This window comes from Eilatimonas milleporae, assembly GCF_003688555.1.
In the GTDB taxonomy this organism is placed as follows: domain Bacteria; phylum Pseudomonadota; class Alphaproteobacteria; order Sphingomonadales; family Kordiimonadaceae; genus Eilatimonas; species Eilatimonas milleporae.
Genome location: NZ_REFR01000014.1, coordinates 21,376 through 37,444, shown reverse-complemented (window position 1 = coordinate 37,444; position 16,069 = coordinate 21,376). Strand labels below are relative to the sequence as shown.

The 16,069-nt window shown below is 62.4% G+C and carries 13 protein-coding genes; 8 read left to right on the top strand and 5 right to left on the bottom strand.

The genetic code is table 11. The annotated features are described in order from the left end of the window. Positions 1-109 precede the first annotated feature (109 nt). The 4 genes from ileS to mutL all read left to right on the top strand — a co-directional run bounded on the left by ileS (position 110) and on the right by mutL (position 6,114). Positions 110-2,974 (top strand): isoleucine--tRNA ligase, encoded by a 2,865-nt coding sequence (gene ileS, locus BXY39_RS14785; RefSeq protein WP_121939672.1) that lies wholly within the window; start codon positions 110-112, stop codon positions 2,972-2,974. Positions 2,975-2,988: 14 nt separating this feature from the next. Beyond that, positions 2,989-3,534 (top strand): signal peptidase II, encoded by a 546-nt coding sequence (gene lspA, locus BXY39_RS14780; RefSeq protein ID WP_121939921.1) that lies wholly within the window; start codon positions 2,989-2,991, stop codon positions 3,532-3,534. A gap of 87 nt (positions 3,535-3,621) precedes the next feature. Further along, positions 3,622-4,074 carry a DUF3035 domain-containing protein gene (locus BXY39_RS14775; protein ID WP_170163868.1) on the top strand — a complete coding sequence of 151 codons (453 nt, stop codon included), beginning with the start codon at positions 3,622-3,624 and terminating at the stop codon, positions 4,072-4,074. A gap of 129 nt (positions 4,075-4,203) precedes the next feature. Next, complete coding sequence (gene mutL, locus BXY39_RS14770; protein WP_121939670.1) at positions 4,204-6,114, top strand: DNA mismatch repair endonuclease MutL; 1,911 nt, start codon at positions 4,204-4,206, stop codon at positions 6,112-6,114. Positions 6,115-6,117: 3 nt separating this feature from the next. On the opposite strand, the gene rsmD is transcribed toward mutL, so the two are convergent. Together rsmD and BXY39_RS14760 are read right to left on the bottom strand one after the other, a co-directional pair. After that, the gene (gene rsmD / locus BXY39_RS14765) at positions 6,118-6,681 is read right to left on the bottom strand and encodes a 16S rRNA (guanine(966)-N(2))-methyltransferase RsmD (protein ID WP_121939669.1); all 564 of its coding nucleotides are present in this window, start codon (positions 6,679-6,681) and stop codon (positions 6,118-6,120) included. After that, positions 6,678-7,652, bottom strand: a complete 975-nt coding sequence (locus BXY39_RS14760; RefSeq protein WP_211332273.1) for a pseudouridine synthase — start codon at positions 7,650-7,652, stop codon at positions 6,678-6,680. The genes rsmD and BXY39_RS14760 overlap by 4 nt, the downstream gene beginning before the upstream one ends. A 127-nt stretch (positions 7,653-7,779) precedes the next feature. On the opposite strand from BXY39_RS14760, the gene BXY39_RS14755 reads away from it, so the two are divergent. Together BXY39_RS14755 and BXY39_RS14750 are read left to right on the top strand one after the other, a co-directional pair. Continuing rightward, positions 7,780-8,265: a nucleoside deaminase gene (locus BXY39_RS14755; protein WP_121939667.1), complete on the top strand. Its 486-nt coding sequence runs from the start codon at positions 7,780-7,782 to the stop codon at positions 8,263-8,265. Then, the gene (locus BXY39_RS14750; protein ID WP_170163867.1) at positions 8,258-9,577 is read left to right on the top strand and encodes a mechanosensitive ion channel family protein; all 1,320 of its coding nucleotides are present in this window, start codon (positions 8,258-8,260) and stop codon (positions 9,575-9,577) included. Before BXY39_RS14755 ends, BXY39_RS14750 begins: the two co-directional genes overlap by 8 nt. A 21-nt stretch (positions 9,578-9,598) precedes the next feature. Here the strand turns inward: BXY39_RS14750 and BXY39_RS14745 are convergent, their stop codons facing one another. The 3 genes from BXY39_RS14745 to BXY39_RS14735 are packed head-to-tail and all read right to left on the bottom strand — an operon-like array spanning position 9,599 to position 11,803. Continuing rightward, on the bottom strand, positions 9,599-10,456 hold the full coding sequence (locus BXY39_RS14745; protein WP_121939665.1) for a D-amino-acid transaminase: 858 nt from the start codon (positions 10,454-10,456) through the stop codon (positions 9,599-9,601). Between the two features lie 12 nt (positions 10,457-10,468). Beyond that, on the bottom strand, positions 10,469-11,458 hold the full coding sequence (locus BXY39_RS14740) for an alpha/beta fold hydrolase (protein WP_121939664.1): 990 nt from the start codon (positions 11,456-11,458) through the stop codon (positions 10,469-10,471). Positions 11,459-11,509: 51 nt separating this feature from the next. Continuing rightward, complete coding sequence (locus BXY39_RS14735) at positions 11,510-11,803, bottom strand: HNH endonuclease signature motif containing protein (RefSeq protein WP_121939663.1); 294 nt, start codon at positions 11,801-11,803, stop codon at positions 11,510-11,512. 203 nt (positions 11,804-12,006) lie between these two features. On the opposite strand from BXY39_RS14735, the gene BXY39_RS14730 reads away from it, so the two are divergent. Together BXY39_RS14730 and BXY39_RS14725 are read left to right on the top strand one after the other, a co-directional pair. Continuing rightward, a complete protein-coding gene (locus BXY39_RS14730) occupies positions 12,007-13,248 on the top strand; it encodes a threonine synthase (protein ID WP_121939662.1) in 1,242 nt (413 codons plus the stop codon). A 48-nt stretch (positions 13,249-13,296) separates the two neighbouring features. After that, positions 13,297-15,945, top strand: a complete 2,649-nt coding sequence (locus BXY39_RS14725; RefSeq protein WP_245999272.1) for a M14 family zinc carboxypeptidase — start codon at positions 13,297-13,299, stop codon at positions 15,943-15,945. The last annotated feature ends 124 nt before the right edge of the window (positions 15,946-16,069 follow it).

Here is a 16,069-nt window from a genome sequence, read left to right as displayed (position 1 = left end):
GCCGCAATTATACGAATTACCGGCCCGGCGTTCCTGTGAGCGACCGGGATGGTGCTTTTGTTTAATCCGATTTTCTGACATGTCTGTGCCTTAAGGAGCACGCCGAGCGATGGCTGGCAAACCGACCGACACTTCCGGTGCCGCCCGGGATTACCGGGACACCGTTTTCCTCCCCAAAACCGATTTTCCCATGCGCGCGGGACTACCCAAGCGCGAACCGGATTTCCTGCGTCGCTGGAACGAGCAGGATTTGTACACCCGGCTGCGCGAGGTGGCGGCGGGCCGGCAGAAATTCATCCTGCATGACGGACCGCCTTATGCCAATGGCGACATCCATATCGGCCACGCCATGAACAAGATCCTCAAGGATGTGATCGTCAAGTCCCAGCAGATGATGGGCCGGGATGCGCCTTATGTGCCCGGCTGGGACTGCCACGGTCTGCCGATCGAATGGAAGATCGAGGAAAAGTATCGCAAGAAGAAGAAAAACAAGGACGATGTGGACCCTGTCGAGTTTCGCCGGGAATGCCGTCAGTTCGCGGCGGAATGGATCGAGCGGCAGAAGGAACAGTTTGCCCGTCTCGGTATCTTCGGCGACTGGAACAACCCCTACACCACCATGGCCTATGATGCCGAGGCGCAGATTGTCGGCGAGCTTCTGAAGTTCGCCGGGCAGGGGGCGCTGTATCGCGGCTCAAAACCGGTGATGTGGTCACCGGTTGAAAAAACCGCCCTCGCGGAGGCCGAGGTCGAATATCATGACCATACATCGACCCAGATCGATGTGGCCTTCAGGGTCACCGAGGCCGCTGAGCCGCTGCTGGACGGTGCCAGCATTGTCATCTGGACCACGACCCCGTGGACCATCCCGGGCAACCGGGCGATCTGCTACGGCCCGGACCTGACATATGTGGTTGTCCGTGTCGATGAGGTCGCTGACGGTGGCCTCGCGGTTAAGGGTGCGCGCATGGTCGTGGCCGAGGATTTGCTGGAATCCTTTGCCGGGCGTGCCGACATTGTGGCCCATACGGTGCTGTCGCGCCTGCCGGGGACGGCTTTCAAGGACGCTGTATGCGCGCATCCCTGGGCCGGTTATGACGGTGCGGATGGCGGGTATGACTTTGACGTGCCGCTTTTGCCGGGCAGCCATGTGACGGTTGAAGCCGGCACCGGCTTTGTCCATACGGCGCCCGGGCACGGCGAGGATGATTTTGAAGTGGCGCACCGCCAGTTCGGCATCGAGGTTCCCTTCACCGTGGCCGAGGACGGCCGCTATTATGATCATGTGCCGCTGGTGGCGGGACATCATGTCTACAAGGTTGCCGACCATATATGCGGCCTGCTGACGGACGTTCAGGCCCTGGTGGCGCGGGGCACCCTGACCCATTCCTATCCCCACAGCTGGCGTTCCAAGGCGCCGCTGATTTTCCGCAACACTGCCCAGTGGTTCATCTCCATGGAGAAAACCGGACTGCGGGCGCGGGCGCTCAAGGCGATCCGGGAAGAGGTGGACTGGTTCCCGGCGGGCAGTCGCAACCGGATTGACGCCATGGTTGCCGACCGGCCTGACTGGGTGATCTCGCGTCAGCGGGCCTGGGGGGTGCCGATCACGCTGTTCGTGCATAAAAAGACCGGTGATATCCTGCAGGATGACGCGGTCAATGCCCGCATCATCGAAGCGGTCAGGCGGGGCGGGGCCGATGCCTGGGTGGCCACGCCCGCGTCCGATTTCCTGGGCAATGCCCACGCCGCCGACGATTATGAGCAGGTCTTCGATATTCTCGATGTCTGGTTCGACAGCGGATCGACGCACAGCTTTGTTCTGGAGCAGCGCGACGACCTGGCATGGCCGGCCGATCTTTATCTGGAAGGGTCCGATCAGCATCGCGGCTGGTTCCAATCCAGTCTGCTTGAAGCCTGCGGCACCCGTGGCGCCGCCCCTTATAAAGGGGTGCTGACCCATGGTTTCGTTCAGGACGGCGATGGCCGCAAGATGTCCAAATCTCTCGGCAATGTGGTGGCGCCGCAGAAAATCGTCGAACAGTATGGCGCCGATATCCTGCGTCTTTGGGTGGTGGCGACGGACTATCATGAAGATGTCCGTATCGGTGACCAGATCATTCAGGGCCAGGTCGATGCCTACCGTAAAATCCGCAACACCATCCGCTATATGCTGGGCAGCCTGGATGGATTTACCGATGCGGAAAGGGTGACGCCCGCCGAAATGCCGGAACTGGAGCGTTATATTCTGCACCGCCTGGCGGAAATGGACGCGCTTGTCCGGGAAAAAGCGTCCGTTTACGATTATAATCCCATTTTCCATGCCTTGTATCAGTTCTGTATCGTCGATCTGAGCGCCTTTTACTTCGATATCCGCAAGGACGCACTGTATTGCGACAGACCGGACGCCCTGCGCCGCAGGGCGGCGCGCACCGTGCTGGATGCCATTTTTACCCGGCTGATCAGCTGGTTTGCCCCCATTCTGTCCTTTACGGCCGAGGAAGCCTGGCTCGCCCGCCACGGTGAAGGGGCGGACAGCGTCCATCTGAATCTGTGGCCCGAAACGCCGGAAAGCTGGCGGGATGAGGCCCTGGCCGGGAAATGGCGGCGCATCCGGCGCGTCCGGGGCGTGGTGACATCGGCGCTTGAGGTGATGCGGCGGGATAAGGTGATCGGCTCCAGCCTGCAGGCATCGGTCAGTGTCAGTGTGACGGACGCGGCGGATATGCAGGCTTTCGACGGTCTTGACCCGGCGGAAATCTTCATCACCTCGCAGGCGGATATTGCCGTGGGCGCACCAGGCGACACGGCGTTTCGTAAGGAAGGCACCGATGATATCGGGGTGGTGTCCTCTGTTGCCGCCGGTGAAAAATGTCAGCGCTGCTGGGTGGTTCTGCCCGAAGTGGCCGAGCATGGCGCATTATGCCGGCGCTGTGCCGATGCGGTTGCCGCCCATGATGACAAGGCCGCGTGAGCCGGCCGGGCCTGATGGTATCCATAGGGTCTCATACGCGCCTTGGATTGGGATGTGCCGTGCTGGTTCTGGTCCTGGACCAGATCAGCAAATGGTGGGTGCTGGCGATTTTGCACCTGCCGGAAAAGGGCAGTGTGGCCGTCCTGCCCTTTCTGAACTTCACCATGGTCTGGAACAGGGGCATTTCCCTTGGCCTGCCGCTTGAAAATCTGATCGGGCGCTGGGGGCTGGTGCTGCTGACGGTGGCGATTGTCGCCTGGCTCGGACATTGGCTGATGCGCGCTGCCAGCCGTTTGGAAGCCATCGCGCTTGCAGGGGTTATGGGTGGGGCTGTCGGCAATTTGATCGACCGTTTCATACATGGTGCCGTGGTTGATTTCATTCATCTGCATGCACTGGGCCGGTCCTTTTACGTATTCAACGTGGCCGACAGTGCCATCACCGTCAGTGTTGTACTGCTTGTGCTGGACGGATTGCGGTCCCGCGGCAAAACGGCGACAGATATCCCGGACGGCTTGCAGGATTCCGATACAGGCCCTAAAAAAGGCCCCGATTATTGAGCATGCTGCCACTTATTGAGCATGCTACCACTGGCCGCATCGGACGGCGATGGGCGGACCCCGCCCCGGTTCCGAGGGAGAAAAAAAATGACAGTCAGGACCCGTCCCCTTTTCACGACAGCGCTGTTGCTGTGTGTCAGCGGGGCCCTCGCGGCCTGTGGCGGCGGTGGAAAACTGTCGCCCGACGAGTTTGAGGTGGTGGACCGTGCGCCGCTGGTCATTCCGCCGGAATCCGAGCTGCGTCCGCCGCGTCCGGGTGAGCCCCGCGCGCAGGAAATCGACCCCGGCCAGCAGGCTTATGACGCGCTTTTCCCGGGCAAGAGGCTGCGGCGACAGACCCCGCCGTCCGATGGCGAGTCAGCCGTGCTTCTGCGCTTGTTCCCATCCGAACCCGATGTGCGGTCGAATGTGGCGCAAAAGGAACTCGAGGTGGTGAAGAAGGCTCTGCTTCTGTCCGATCTTCTGGAAGCGGATGACCGCCAGTTCCGTCCCGATAATATTCTGATCGAACGGCTGCGCTCTGAACAGGGCGGCAATTAAGTCCGGAGTGTCGCCACCAGCATGGACCGGCAGGGACAGCCGGCCGGAAAATACCTGCCCCGATAATCGGCCCGATAATCAGACCGTGGTTCTTGCCGCGTCCCGCCAAAGGCTGGTAGCGTGACAGCCATGCCCCATACCGCAAATATAGCTGCCCTGCCGGATATTCGCCGCCTGGACGAACGGACCGTCAACCGCATCGCGGCCGGCGAGGTGGTCGAGCGTCCGGCAAGCGCGGTGAAGGAACTGGTCGAAAACAGTATCGACGCCGGTGCCGGCCGTATCGATGTGGTTCTCGAAGACGGTGGCCGCACACTGATCCAGGTGACGGATGACGGGTGCGGCATGGTCCGCGAGCAGTTGCCCCTGGCTGTTGAAAGACATGCCACATCGAAACTGAAAAACGGTGATCTGGTCCATATCGAAGCGCTGGGATTTCGCGGCGAGGCTTTGGCCTCCATCGGGGCGGTGGCGCGGATGAATGTGACCTCACGGGCACAGGGTAGCGACGCGGCCTGGTCCATCAGGGTAGAGGGCGGACAGGTTGACGCGCCGGCACCCGCCGCCCTTGGGGCCGGTACCTGCATCGATGTGCGGGATCTGTTTTACGCCACACCGGCCCGGCTGAAATTCATGAAGACGGCGCGCACCGAATACGCTCAGGCGACGGATGTTCTGAGGCGCCTGGCGATGGCCCATCCGGATACCGCGTTCACTCTGTCCGACGGCCGGCGTGTCACTTTCCGTGCCGAACCGGTCGCCAATCTGGTCGGCAATGCCCGGCTGGAACGCCTGGCCGCCATTCTGGGCCGGGAGTTCCGGGACAACGCCCTTGAAATCCTGGCGGAGCGGGAAGGCCTGCGTCTGGAGGGTTTTGCCGGACTGCCGACATACAGCCGTGGCAATGCCCAGCATCAGTATCTTTTCGTCAACGGCCGTCCGGTCAAGGACCGCCTGCTGGCCGGTGCCGTACGCGGTGCCTATCAGGATTATCTGGCGCGTGACCGCCATCCGGTGCTGGCTTTGTTTCTGGAAGTCCCGGCTGATTTCGTCGATGTCAATGTGCATCCGGCCAAGGCCGAGGTGAGATTCCGCGATGCCGGCCTTGTGCGCGGACTGATCGTGTCCGCCCTGCGGCATGCCCTGGCAGAGGCCGGGCACCGTGCCGCCACGACGGTCGCAGGCGCTGCGCTCGGGGCGTTCCGGACGGAAGAACGGCCGGCCTTGCCCTGGACACGGGCGAAAGAGCCCCTGCCGTCGGCTGCGGCCGTGAACCGTCTGTTCGAAGCCGAACGTCCGTATGCTGCCGCCGGTCTCGGCGAAGGAACGCAATATGGGTTTGAGGCCGGCACCGGGCTGGCGGCGCCGTCCGCGCCCGATATGGCCGGTCTGTCCGGACAGCCGTCGGCCGTCGATGCCGGGATGGTAGAGGCCTCCGGGGGCGGTCCGCAACCGGACGCCTTTCCGCTCGGGACGGCACGGGGTCAGGTGCATGCCACATATATCATCGCGCAGACGGCAGACGGGATCGTCATTGTCGATCAGCATGCCGCCCATGAGCGCCTGGTCTATGAACGGATGAAAACCGCCCTCGACGCCGAGGGGGTCAAGCGGCAGGCCCTTCTGATGCCGGAAGTGGTCGACCTGGACGGCGATGCCGCAGCGCGTTTGCTGGACCGTCTCGATGACCTGGCCGATCTTGGCCTTGTCCTGGAGGCGTTCGGCGAGGGGGCCGTTGTGGTGCGCGAGGTGCCCGCGCTTCTCGGCGACTGCGACGTTGCCGGACTGGTGCGCGATCTGGCGGATGAACTGACCGAATTTGGTGAAACGCTGAGTTTGAAGGAAAAGCTGGGCGAGGTCTGCGGCACCATGGCGTGTCATGGCAGTGTGCGGGCCGGGCGCCGTCTGGGCGTTGAGGAGATGAATGCCCTTCTGCGGGAAATGGAGGCAACGCCGCATTCAGGCCAGTGCAACCATGGCCGCCCCACCTATGTGGAACTGAAACTGGCGGATATCGAAAAACTGTTCGGACGACGCTAGGGCCTAGTCGCCGTCTCCGTCCGGCTTCAGGAACATGATGCGCTGCGCACCCTGCGACCGGTCGTCAAGGAGCGTCCAGCCCATCGGTACTGTCATATCCTCGTCCGATGCCAGTTCCGCCACGACAAGACTGCCGTCATACAGCCAGCCGCCTGCGCTGAGCCGGGACAGGGTTGGCGGAATCAGGCCCTGTCGGTAAGGCGGGTCCATGAAAATAATGTCGGCGGCCGTCTCTGTCGTGCCGATATGTCTGGCATCCGTCCGCAGAACCTTGCAGCGGTCGCCCGCATTGAGGGCCGATATGTTCTCTCTCAGACAGGAAAGGGCACCGGGGGCATTGTCAACGAACGTCACCCACGCCGCACCGCGCGACAGCGCTTCCAGTCCCAGTGCGCCGGTGCCCGCGAAGAGATCCACCACCCCGGCGCCCGCCAGGGGGGGATAGCGGTCATGCTGCAGCATGGAAAACAGCCGTTCCCGCATGCGGTCCGTCGTGGGGCGAATATCGGACCCCCTGGGCACGGTCAGCCGGCGGCCGCGCAAGGCGCCGGCGATGATCCGGGTCATTTTTTATCCCCGCGCGGGCGGGTGCGGCGACGCGCCGCTCTACCCGTATCCCTGTTCTGACCAGTGTCCCCGTCTGTGGTCCGGGTCCGGGTGCGTTTATAACCGGGACGGACGGTGTTCTTTTTTTTCGCCTTGGCCCATCGCGACGGGGTGTGGGTCTTTTCGGGGGTGCCTGCGGTTTTTGGTGCATCGGTGAAGAAATCCGGCAGACAGGCCCGCAGCTGTTTTTCCGGCACCTGGGCCGTTCCGCCTGCGGGCAGGGAACCAAGGGAAAAGGGGCCGTAATCCACACGAATCAGCCGGTTGACGCTCAGGCCCAGATGCTCCATGACGCGGCGCACCTCACGGTTTTTGCCCTCACGGATGGCGACGGTCAGCCAGGCATTGGCACCGCCCTGTTTCTGCGCTGTTTCAAGGGCGGCATCAATGGCGCCGTAATGCGTACCGTCAATGGTGATCCCGTCTTTCAGACCGGCAAGCTGCTGGTCAGTGACACGGCCATGCACCCGCACCCGGTATCGTCGGACAAGACCCGTGTCCGGTAGTTCCAGCCAGCGGGCGAGCGCCCCGTCATTGGTCAAAAGCAGCAGGCCTTCGGTATTCATGTCAAGGCGGCCGACGGTCACGACACGCCCCATATGCGCCGGCAGGTCGCCAAAGACCGTGCGGCGCCCTTCCGGATCGCGCGCGGTGGTCAGGGTGCCGCGCCGTTTATGGAACCGCCATAATTTGGTGCGCTCAGGCGCGGCCACAGGAGAGCCGTCCACAAGGATACCGTCGATACCGGAGATTTTGATGGCGGGGCTTTCCAGCGTTCGGCCATGCAGGCTGATGCGCCCGTCGGCGATCATACGCTCAATCTCCCGGCGGGAGCCGACGCCGGCACGGGCGAGGACCTTGGCGATGCGGTCGTTGCTTTCGTCCCCGTTCGCTTGCGTGTCGGTGTCGATTTCTGGCGGGTTGTCTGACATGCGGTGCACCATAGGGCGCGCGCCCCCTGGCCGCAATCGTTCAGATACTCTGTTATCCTTAACGTCGTGCCGGCATCAAGGGGCAAAGCGCCTTGACGGCGCCGACACTTCGGAACAGGCTTTTGCCATGATTGATGATTTTCCCTTCATGCGCATGGCTCTTGAGGAAGCCCGCCGCGCCGCCGACATGGGCGAAGTCCCCGTCGGTGCCGTGATCACCGATGCGGACGGCGCGCTTCTGGCGCGTGGCCATAACCGGGTGATTGCCGATCGTGACCCCACGGCCCATGCCGAACTGATCGCGATCCGGCAGGCGGCGCGCGTGCTGGGCTCCGAACGTCTGACTGGGTGCGACCTTTATGTCACGCTGGAGCCGTGCGCGATGTGCGCGCAGGCCATTGCCTTTGCCCGGATGCGGCGGCTTTATTTCGGGGCCGACGACCCGAAGGGCGGCGGGATCACCGTGGGCGCGCGTATTTTCGACAGGGACACGACCCATCACAGGCCGGAGATTTACGGCGGTATACTGGACGCCCCGGCCGCCGGTCTTTTGAAAGCCTTTTTCGCCCGACGCCGTGGCGGCGGCTCACCAATGGATGGCGCCGATGAATGAGATGATCCTGCAAGTCCGGGCCTGGGCCCTGGAGGGCTGGCTGTGGGTGCAGCAGAATGTGCTGGAACCGGCCCGCCTGATCGAACTCTCCGTCATTCTGGCGGGCCTGTTCGCGGCGCGTTTGTGCGCCACTGCCCTGCACAAGGGCATCATGCGGGCCTTTGGCGATTATGACTGGGTCGCCCGCGCGGACCGGCGTTTTCTCTATCCCATCATGATTGGTCTGATCGCCCTCATCCTGATCTGGACGGGGCGGTTTATTCTGGATCCTGTTGTCGGCCCCCTGTTTCTGCTGCCCATTGCCACATCCCTTCTGAGTGCATGGATCGTGATCCGTCTGGCGGCCGGACTGATCGCCAACCGGGAACTGGCGCGGCTGATTGCCGGTGTGGCATGGACATTCGCGGCATTGAATGTTGTCGGTCTGCTTGGCCCGCTTGCCGACGTTCTGGACAGGGCCGTTTTGCCTGTGGGCAAGGCCGAAGTCAGCGCTCTCGACGTTTTGCAGGGGCTGGTGCTGTTCGTCCTGTTCCTGTGGCTGGCCCTGGCCGGCGCCGCCCTGATTGAAAAGCGCGTGCGCGGCTTGCAGTCGGTCCCGGTGAATGCGCGGGAATTGCTGGCCAAGGTATCGCGCATCGTCCTTATCTCCCTCGCGGTCCTGGTCAGCCTCAATGCGACGGGCATTGACCTGACGGCGCTTGCGGTCTTTGGCGGTGCCCTCGGTGTCGGGATCGGTTTCGGTTTGCAGAAAGTGGTGGGGAATTTCATTTCCGGACTGATCCTGCTGATGGACCGTTCCATCAAACCCGGCGATGTGATCGAAACCGGCGGCACCTATGGTTTCATCAACAAGCTGGGCGCCCGGTACACATCCGTCGTGACACGGGACGGGACCGAATATCTTATCCCCAATGAGGACATGATCACCCAGCCGGTTATCAACTGGTCGCACAGCGACCGTCTGGTCCGCTTGAAGATCCCCGTGCAGATATCCTATGCCTCAGACCTGAAAAAGGCCGTCGACCTGATGAATGAAGCGGCAGGGGAAGAACCCCGCATTGTCGGGTCCCCGGCGCCGCGCACGCTTCTCAAGGGGTTCGGGGAAAGCGGTGTGGATCTTGAACTGCGTTTCTGGATCGAGGACCCGCAGAACGGGGTGGCCAATATCAAAAGCCCGGTCATGTTGCGGATCTGGGACAAATTCCATGAGCACGGCATAGAATTCCCCTATCCGCACCGCGTGGTCGAGCTTAAGTCCCAAGTGCCGGCCGACATGCAGACGGTCTCTCCCCTGAAGGATATGGAAACCTGAGCGCAGGGCGTTCAGTTATTTTCAGGGGCAGCTGTCCATGTGGGTTTTGTACGCGGCCAGCAAACGCCCCGCCAGCGGGCCCGGCCTGCCGGAGGCGATCGTGCGGCCGTCCAGGGCGACGATCGGCATGACACCGCTTGTCGTGCTGGTCAGAAACAGTTCCCGTGCCTGATAGGCTTCCTCCAGGCTGAAGGGACGGGTGTCCACCCTGACCTGATGTTCGGCGGCGAGATCGGCCAGAACCGCACGGGTGATGCCGGGCAGGATATTGTCCGACGTCGCGCGGGTGATAAGGGTGTTTGTGCCGTCCACCATCCATACATTGGTACTGCTGCCTTCGGTGACGTTGCCGTCCGTGTCGATCAGCACGGCCTCGAACGCGCCTTCGCTGCGCGCGGCCTGTTTCGCCAGAACGTTCGGCAGCAGCGAGATGGATTTGATATCGCAGCGGCCCCACCGTATGTCGGGTACGGATTTCGCTTTGACCCCGGTCGCCGCGCGGGTGAAAACGGCGTCATAATCAAAACGCCGGCAGGTCACGATCAGGCTGGGCCGGCTGAAGGCGGGGAAGGCGTGATCGCGCCGGGCCTCACCCCGGGTGACCTGCACATACAAAAACCCGTCGGCGATCCGGTTTTGCCGCACAACCTCGGAAAGCACCAGACGCATGGGGCCGACCGCCATCGGGGCGTCCATGTCCAGTTCCCCCATCGACCGCCAAAGCCGTTGCAGATGCGGCTCCAGGTCGATCAGCCGGCCCTTGCGGACGGCGATGCCCTCATAGACGCCGTCGGCAAACTGGAACCCGCGATCCTCGATGCCCACGGCGGCACCGGCCAGGGGCACATAGGCCCCGTTTACATAAGCGATGCGGGACATGGTCTTGATCCTTTAATCGGCTGCGGTCAGGGACGCATTGCCGGCGGGGCCCGTCATGTCGGAGGGGGCGCTGGCCGTGGTTTCAGGAGGGGGCTGCACGGTCTGGCCGATTTTGTGAAATCCGTAAAAGGCCGTGAGCACCTCATCCGGTGCTTCAACCTGCGGATAGTGGCCAATCCCGGCCAGACGTGCGATACGCCCATCGGGTACGCGCACCCGGAAACCGTCCGCCACATGGGCACCGGACACCGGGTCCGCCAGTCCGTTGATCAGCATCAGGGGCGCGGTCGTGCCTTTCAGGGCGCCGACCCACCGCTGGGCAAAACGGCGGCGCTCCTTCATGTAGCGGATGCGCCTGGAAAAGGAACCGCGTCCATTCATGCCGATGATCGTGGGCCAGAAGGCTTCAAGCTGTTCGGCGTTCGGGCGATGATCCTCGCTGAAAACATCGGCGAAACCGGCCAGCATTTTGTGCGAATCGGCCAGATGGGCGATGAACCAGCCAAACGGGCCGGCCAGCGCCTTTTGCACAGGGCGCGGCCGGTGCAGGTCCGGAAGCAGGCCGCCATTGAGGAAAACACAGCTTAATATCTGAAACGGAAGGCGTTTTTCTATCTGGCGGGCCAGCAGTTCCTGGGCCACCGTATCCCCCACATCATGCGCGAGAATATGGACATGGGCCTGACCGAGATGTTCCAGAAGTCCTTCGATCATATCCGCCTGATCATGGATGCTGCAGGCCTTGCCGGACGGGTTGCGGCTCTGTCCGTAATCCAGAAGATCCGGTGCGATCAGGGGAAAATGCTCCGCCAGGCTGTCCGTCATCCAGGACCAGTCCCAGCTGCATGTGGGAAAACCGTGGATAAGCAGAAGGGGGGCCGTGGATTGTACCCCTGAGTCGTCCTTGCGGTCGATCATGCGATAAAAGACGGTATGGCGCCCCCATGACCATTCGGTGCCGGCGTCTCTCCATTCCTGGTAGCTGATGGGTGAGTCCTGCATGCCTGTCCCGTCTCGTGTTGTGTCCAAAGGATAACCGGACAACGCCAAATGTCACCGCCGGCGCCGCTTTGCCGCCGGCTGTGCCGTCCGCCGGTGAAAGTCCGGCGGCTTCCCGCGCAGCCATTTGACAAAACTGGCAATTTCCGGATGCGCACGCAAGGATATGATCGAATTGAATTGGCGTGCCAGAACTGTTTCGGAAAACAGGCTGTGAATCTTGCGGTGGCAGATCGGATGCAGGGGGACGGTCTCGCGTCCGCCCTTGGAGCGCGGAATCAGGTGGTGCTGTTCAACACGCCCGCCGAAAGGGCGCCCGCACAAGGGGCATATGTCAGCCGTATCCATGATGCGAATTTATCACACTCCATCGTCCGTGAGTCATCCGCGAACCGGTCAACGGTGCCTTTTGCAGTCACGGTTGTGTAAAAAATCAGTGCGCGACCTTGCAGGTCACCTGCGGATGCGTCAGTGTCAGCCGCACCTATTTCATAAGATATTTCAACAGTGTCCGGCGTTGGCTGTGCACTCGTGATGATTGGGGGGAAACCGTGGCGGATGGCCATTTCGTAACGCATCTGGAATGCAGCCTGAACGGTGAGACCGATTATGAGGCAGGGCGCGTGCATGGCTTGTCACGCCAAGGGCGCCCGTTGTTGACGCGATACGATCTGGATGCGGTCCGCCGGCATGTGGACAGGGACGCCGTGTGGTCCCGGGACGACGGTTTCTGGAAATGGCGCGCCCTGTTGCCGGTGCGCGAGGACGCCAATGTTACGCGCCTAGGCGAAATCGACACCCCGATTGTGGCGTGCCCGCGCCTGATGCGCCGGGCCGGCGGTACCGGACGCCTGCTGATAAAGGATGAGGGCCGTTTGCCGACAGGCAGTTTCAAGGCGCGCGGACTGGCCCTGGCCGTATCGATGGCGCGGGAACTGGGGCTGACGCGGCTGGCCATTCCCACAAACGGCAATGCCGGGGCGGCGCTGGCGGCTTATGCGGCCCGTGCCGGGCTGGAGGCCTATGTTTTCTGTCCAGACGACACCCCGGCCATCAATATCCGGGAGACCGCCCTTCAGGGCGCGCGCGTCTGGCGTGTCAACGGTCTGATCAATGACTGCGGGAAGATTGTCGGCGACGGGGCGCCCCGTACCGGCTGGTTCGATGTGTCCACCCTGAAGGAGCCCTACCGGCTGGAAGGCAAGAAAACCATGGGACTGGAACTGGCCGCCCAGCTCGGCTGGCGGTTGCCGGATGCCATATTCTATCCCACAGGCGGCGGCACCGGGCTGATCGGCATGTGGAAAGCCTTTGCCGAGCTGGCGGCTCTGGGCTGGGTGACCGGCAGGATGCCAAAGATGTTTGCCGTCCAGGCCGCGTCCTGCGCACCCATCGTGCGCGCCTTTGAGCAAGGGGATGAGTTTGCCGCCCCCTGGGAGGGCTCCGCCGGACCGCCGACCGGCATCCGCGTGCCCGTCGCCGTGGGCGATTTTCTGATCTTGCGGGCCGTCAGGGAGTCCGGCGGTACCGCGATCGCGGTTGATGAGACCGATATTGAAACGGCCCGTGTGGATGCGGGCCGGGATGAGGGCTTTCTGCTCTGCCCCGAAGGGGCGGCGACCTACGCCGGATACCGCAAAGCGCTTGCGGACGGCCTGCTTGAGAAGGATGCTGATGCCGTTCTGTTCAACTGCGGCAGCGGACTGAAATACACCATGCCGGATGTGTCCGCCCGACTGGACCGGCATGGTCCTATCGATTTTGATGCGCTTGTCGGTACGGTGCCGGAATAAGGATGTGCACTGAATGTCCGCAGCCAAAGCCGGATACGGTGCGGTCGGATGATTGAGAAAGAAAGGGGCAAGGGGACCATGATGACCATCGGTTTTTTAAAAAGGCTGGCTGTGCTGGCTATACTGTGGGCAGGCCTGCCATCGCTGTCCGTGCGGGCGGAGCCGCTGGACTATTATCTGGTGGACGGGGTGACCTACGACCAGACTGTGCTGAAACCGTCCGCGGTCTTCGGGCACGATATCGGTGACCAGCCGATCCGTCATGACCTGATGGTGTCCTATCTGCGTCAGTTGGCAGCCGCCAGCCCCCGCATGAGTGTCGAGACCATCGGTTACAGCCATGAGAAACGGCCCATTCTGTTTCTGGTCGTCACGCATCCCGACAATCACGCCCGTATCGACGATATCCGCACGCAGCACCTGCTGCGGACCGACCCGTCAACGGCCGAACAGGCGTCCGGCGATCTGCCCGTGGTGACCTGGATCAATTACGGTGTGCATGGTGCCGAGGCCAGCGGCATGGATGCGGCCGTCCCGGCGCTGTATCATCTGGCGGCGGCTCAAGGGACCGAGATCGAGCGGACGCTGCGGGAAAGCGTGATTTTGATCACGGCCATCTTCAACCCGGACGGCCACAGCCGGCGGGCCGGCTGGGTTACGTCCTATGGCAGCAATGTCATCATCACCGATCCGGGAAGCGAGATCCACAATCGTGTCTGGCCCGGCGGGCGGACGAACCATTACTGGTTCGATCTGAACCGGCAGTGGCTGTTGCAGACCCAGCCGGAATCACAGGCCTGGCTGAAGGCCTGGCATAAATGGAAGCCCCAGGTTTCCGCCGATTTCCATGAAATGGGGCCCGAAAGCACCTATTATTTTCACCCCGGGGTGCCGACCCGCAAAAATCCCCGCATTCCCGCCGAAGCCCGTGAGCTTCTGGTCGATATCGCCGACTATCACGCCGGCTTCATGGATGCGGAAAAGAAGCTGTATTTCACCGAGGAAGCCTTCGACAATTATTATATCGGCAAAGGGTCCACATATCCCCAGGTCAATGGCGGTGTCGGTATCCTGTTCGAAGCCGGTGCGCAGATGGGCATCGCCCGCGAAAGCGATCAGGGCCTGAAGACATATGCCAACAATATCCGCGTCCACTTCCGCACCAGCCTGACGACGATTGAAGGCGCCCGCGCCATGCGTCCGCGTCTGCATGCTTATCAGGCGCGGTTTTTCGCCTCTGTCCCGGACCTGGCCCGGGATGACCGCGAGACGGCTTATGTGGTCGCGGCCCCGGAAGACCCGACCCGGCTCGCGAAATTCGCCGAATTCCTCGACCGTCACGACATCCGGGTTTACAGCCTTGACCGGGATGTGCGGGCGGATGGCCGGACCTTTGGGGCGGGCGGTCTGATCGTGCCGCTCAATCAGCCGCAATACCGGCTGATCAAGGCCATGTTCGAACGTCGGACCGAATTCCCCGACAGGATTTTTTATGATGTGTCGGGCTGGACCCTGCCGCTTGCCTACGGCCTTGATTATGCGGCGCTGAGGGGACGTATCGGCGTACCGCTGGATACGCCCGCCCCGACACGGCCGCCGCGCGCCGACATGCCGGACAGGGCGCCTTATGCCTACATACTGCGCTGGTCTGACTATTACGCGCCGCGTGCCGTTAATCGTCTGCTGTCGGCGGGTGTGCTGGTCCGTACGGCCCTGAACCCCATAACCGTGGAGACCACCGCCGGCCCGACGGCTTTTGAACGCGGTGCGATTATTGTGTCCCTGGACAGACAGACGGTCTCGGAAGAGGCGATTTACTCCCTGATGACCGAAATCGCCGAGGAGGACGGCCTGACCGTTCACATGGCCACATCCGGCCGCACGCCCACTCCGGGCAGCGATCTGGGGGGCCGTAACAGCGTGCGGGACCTGCATGCACCGCATCCGCTGATTGTCGTCGGCGACGGCTTTTCCGCTTACGATGCCGGGGAGATCTGGCACCTGCTGGACAAACGGATGGAAATCGGGGTCACGCTGGTACGCCAAAGCCGTCTCAAATCCGTTGACTGGAACCGCTACAGCCACCTGATCCTGCCGGGCGGGCGGGCTGCCAAACTGCCCAAGGATATCGAGAAAAGCGTCACACGCTGGATACGGGGCGGCGGTACCCTGATTGCCCAGCGTCAGAGCGCCGTCTGGGCGGCCAAAACCCTGTTCGCGCCCGAAAAGAAGGCCGACAAGGACGGCAAGAAGACGGAAACGCCGGTCCGCCTGACCTATGCGGACAAAGGCCAGAATGATGCCGAGCATATCATCGGCGGCGCTGTTTTCGAAAGCCGGCTGGATATGAGCCACCCCCTGGGCTTCGGTATTGTCCGTCCGCTTCTGGCCAGCAACAAGAACACCGTGCAGCCCCTGCCGGTGCCGAAAGACCCATACGGACAGGTGGCGGTGTATTCCGATGCGCCGTTGCTGTCAGGATACGCATCCGACAGGCGGGTGGGTGAGATCAAGGGTACGCCCATGCTGACGGCCGAGCGTGTCGGGGACGGTGCCGTGATCCTGTTCGCGGACAATCCCAATTTCCGGGCGACCTATCTGGGGACCGAGAAACTGTTCCTGAATGCGATATTCTTCTCAACGGCCTTTGACAGGGCCAGAACCGCCGAGGATGCGGGGGCCGAGCACCAGCACTGACCCTTGTCCGGGCTTGAGGCTGTAACGGAACGCATCGTGGGCTTCCGCCGGGTGATCCGGTGGGAGCCCACTGTGTTTTCGGTATGTGTTTTCGGTATGTGTTTTCGGCATGTGTTTTCCGCAG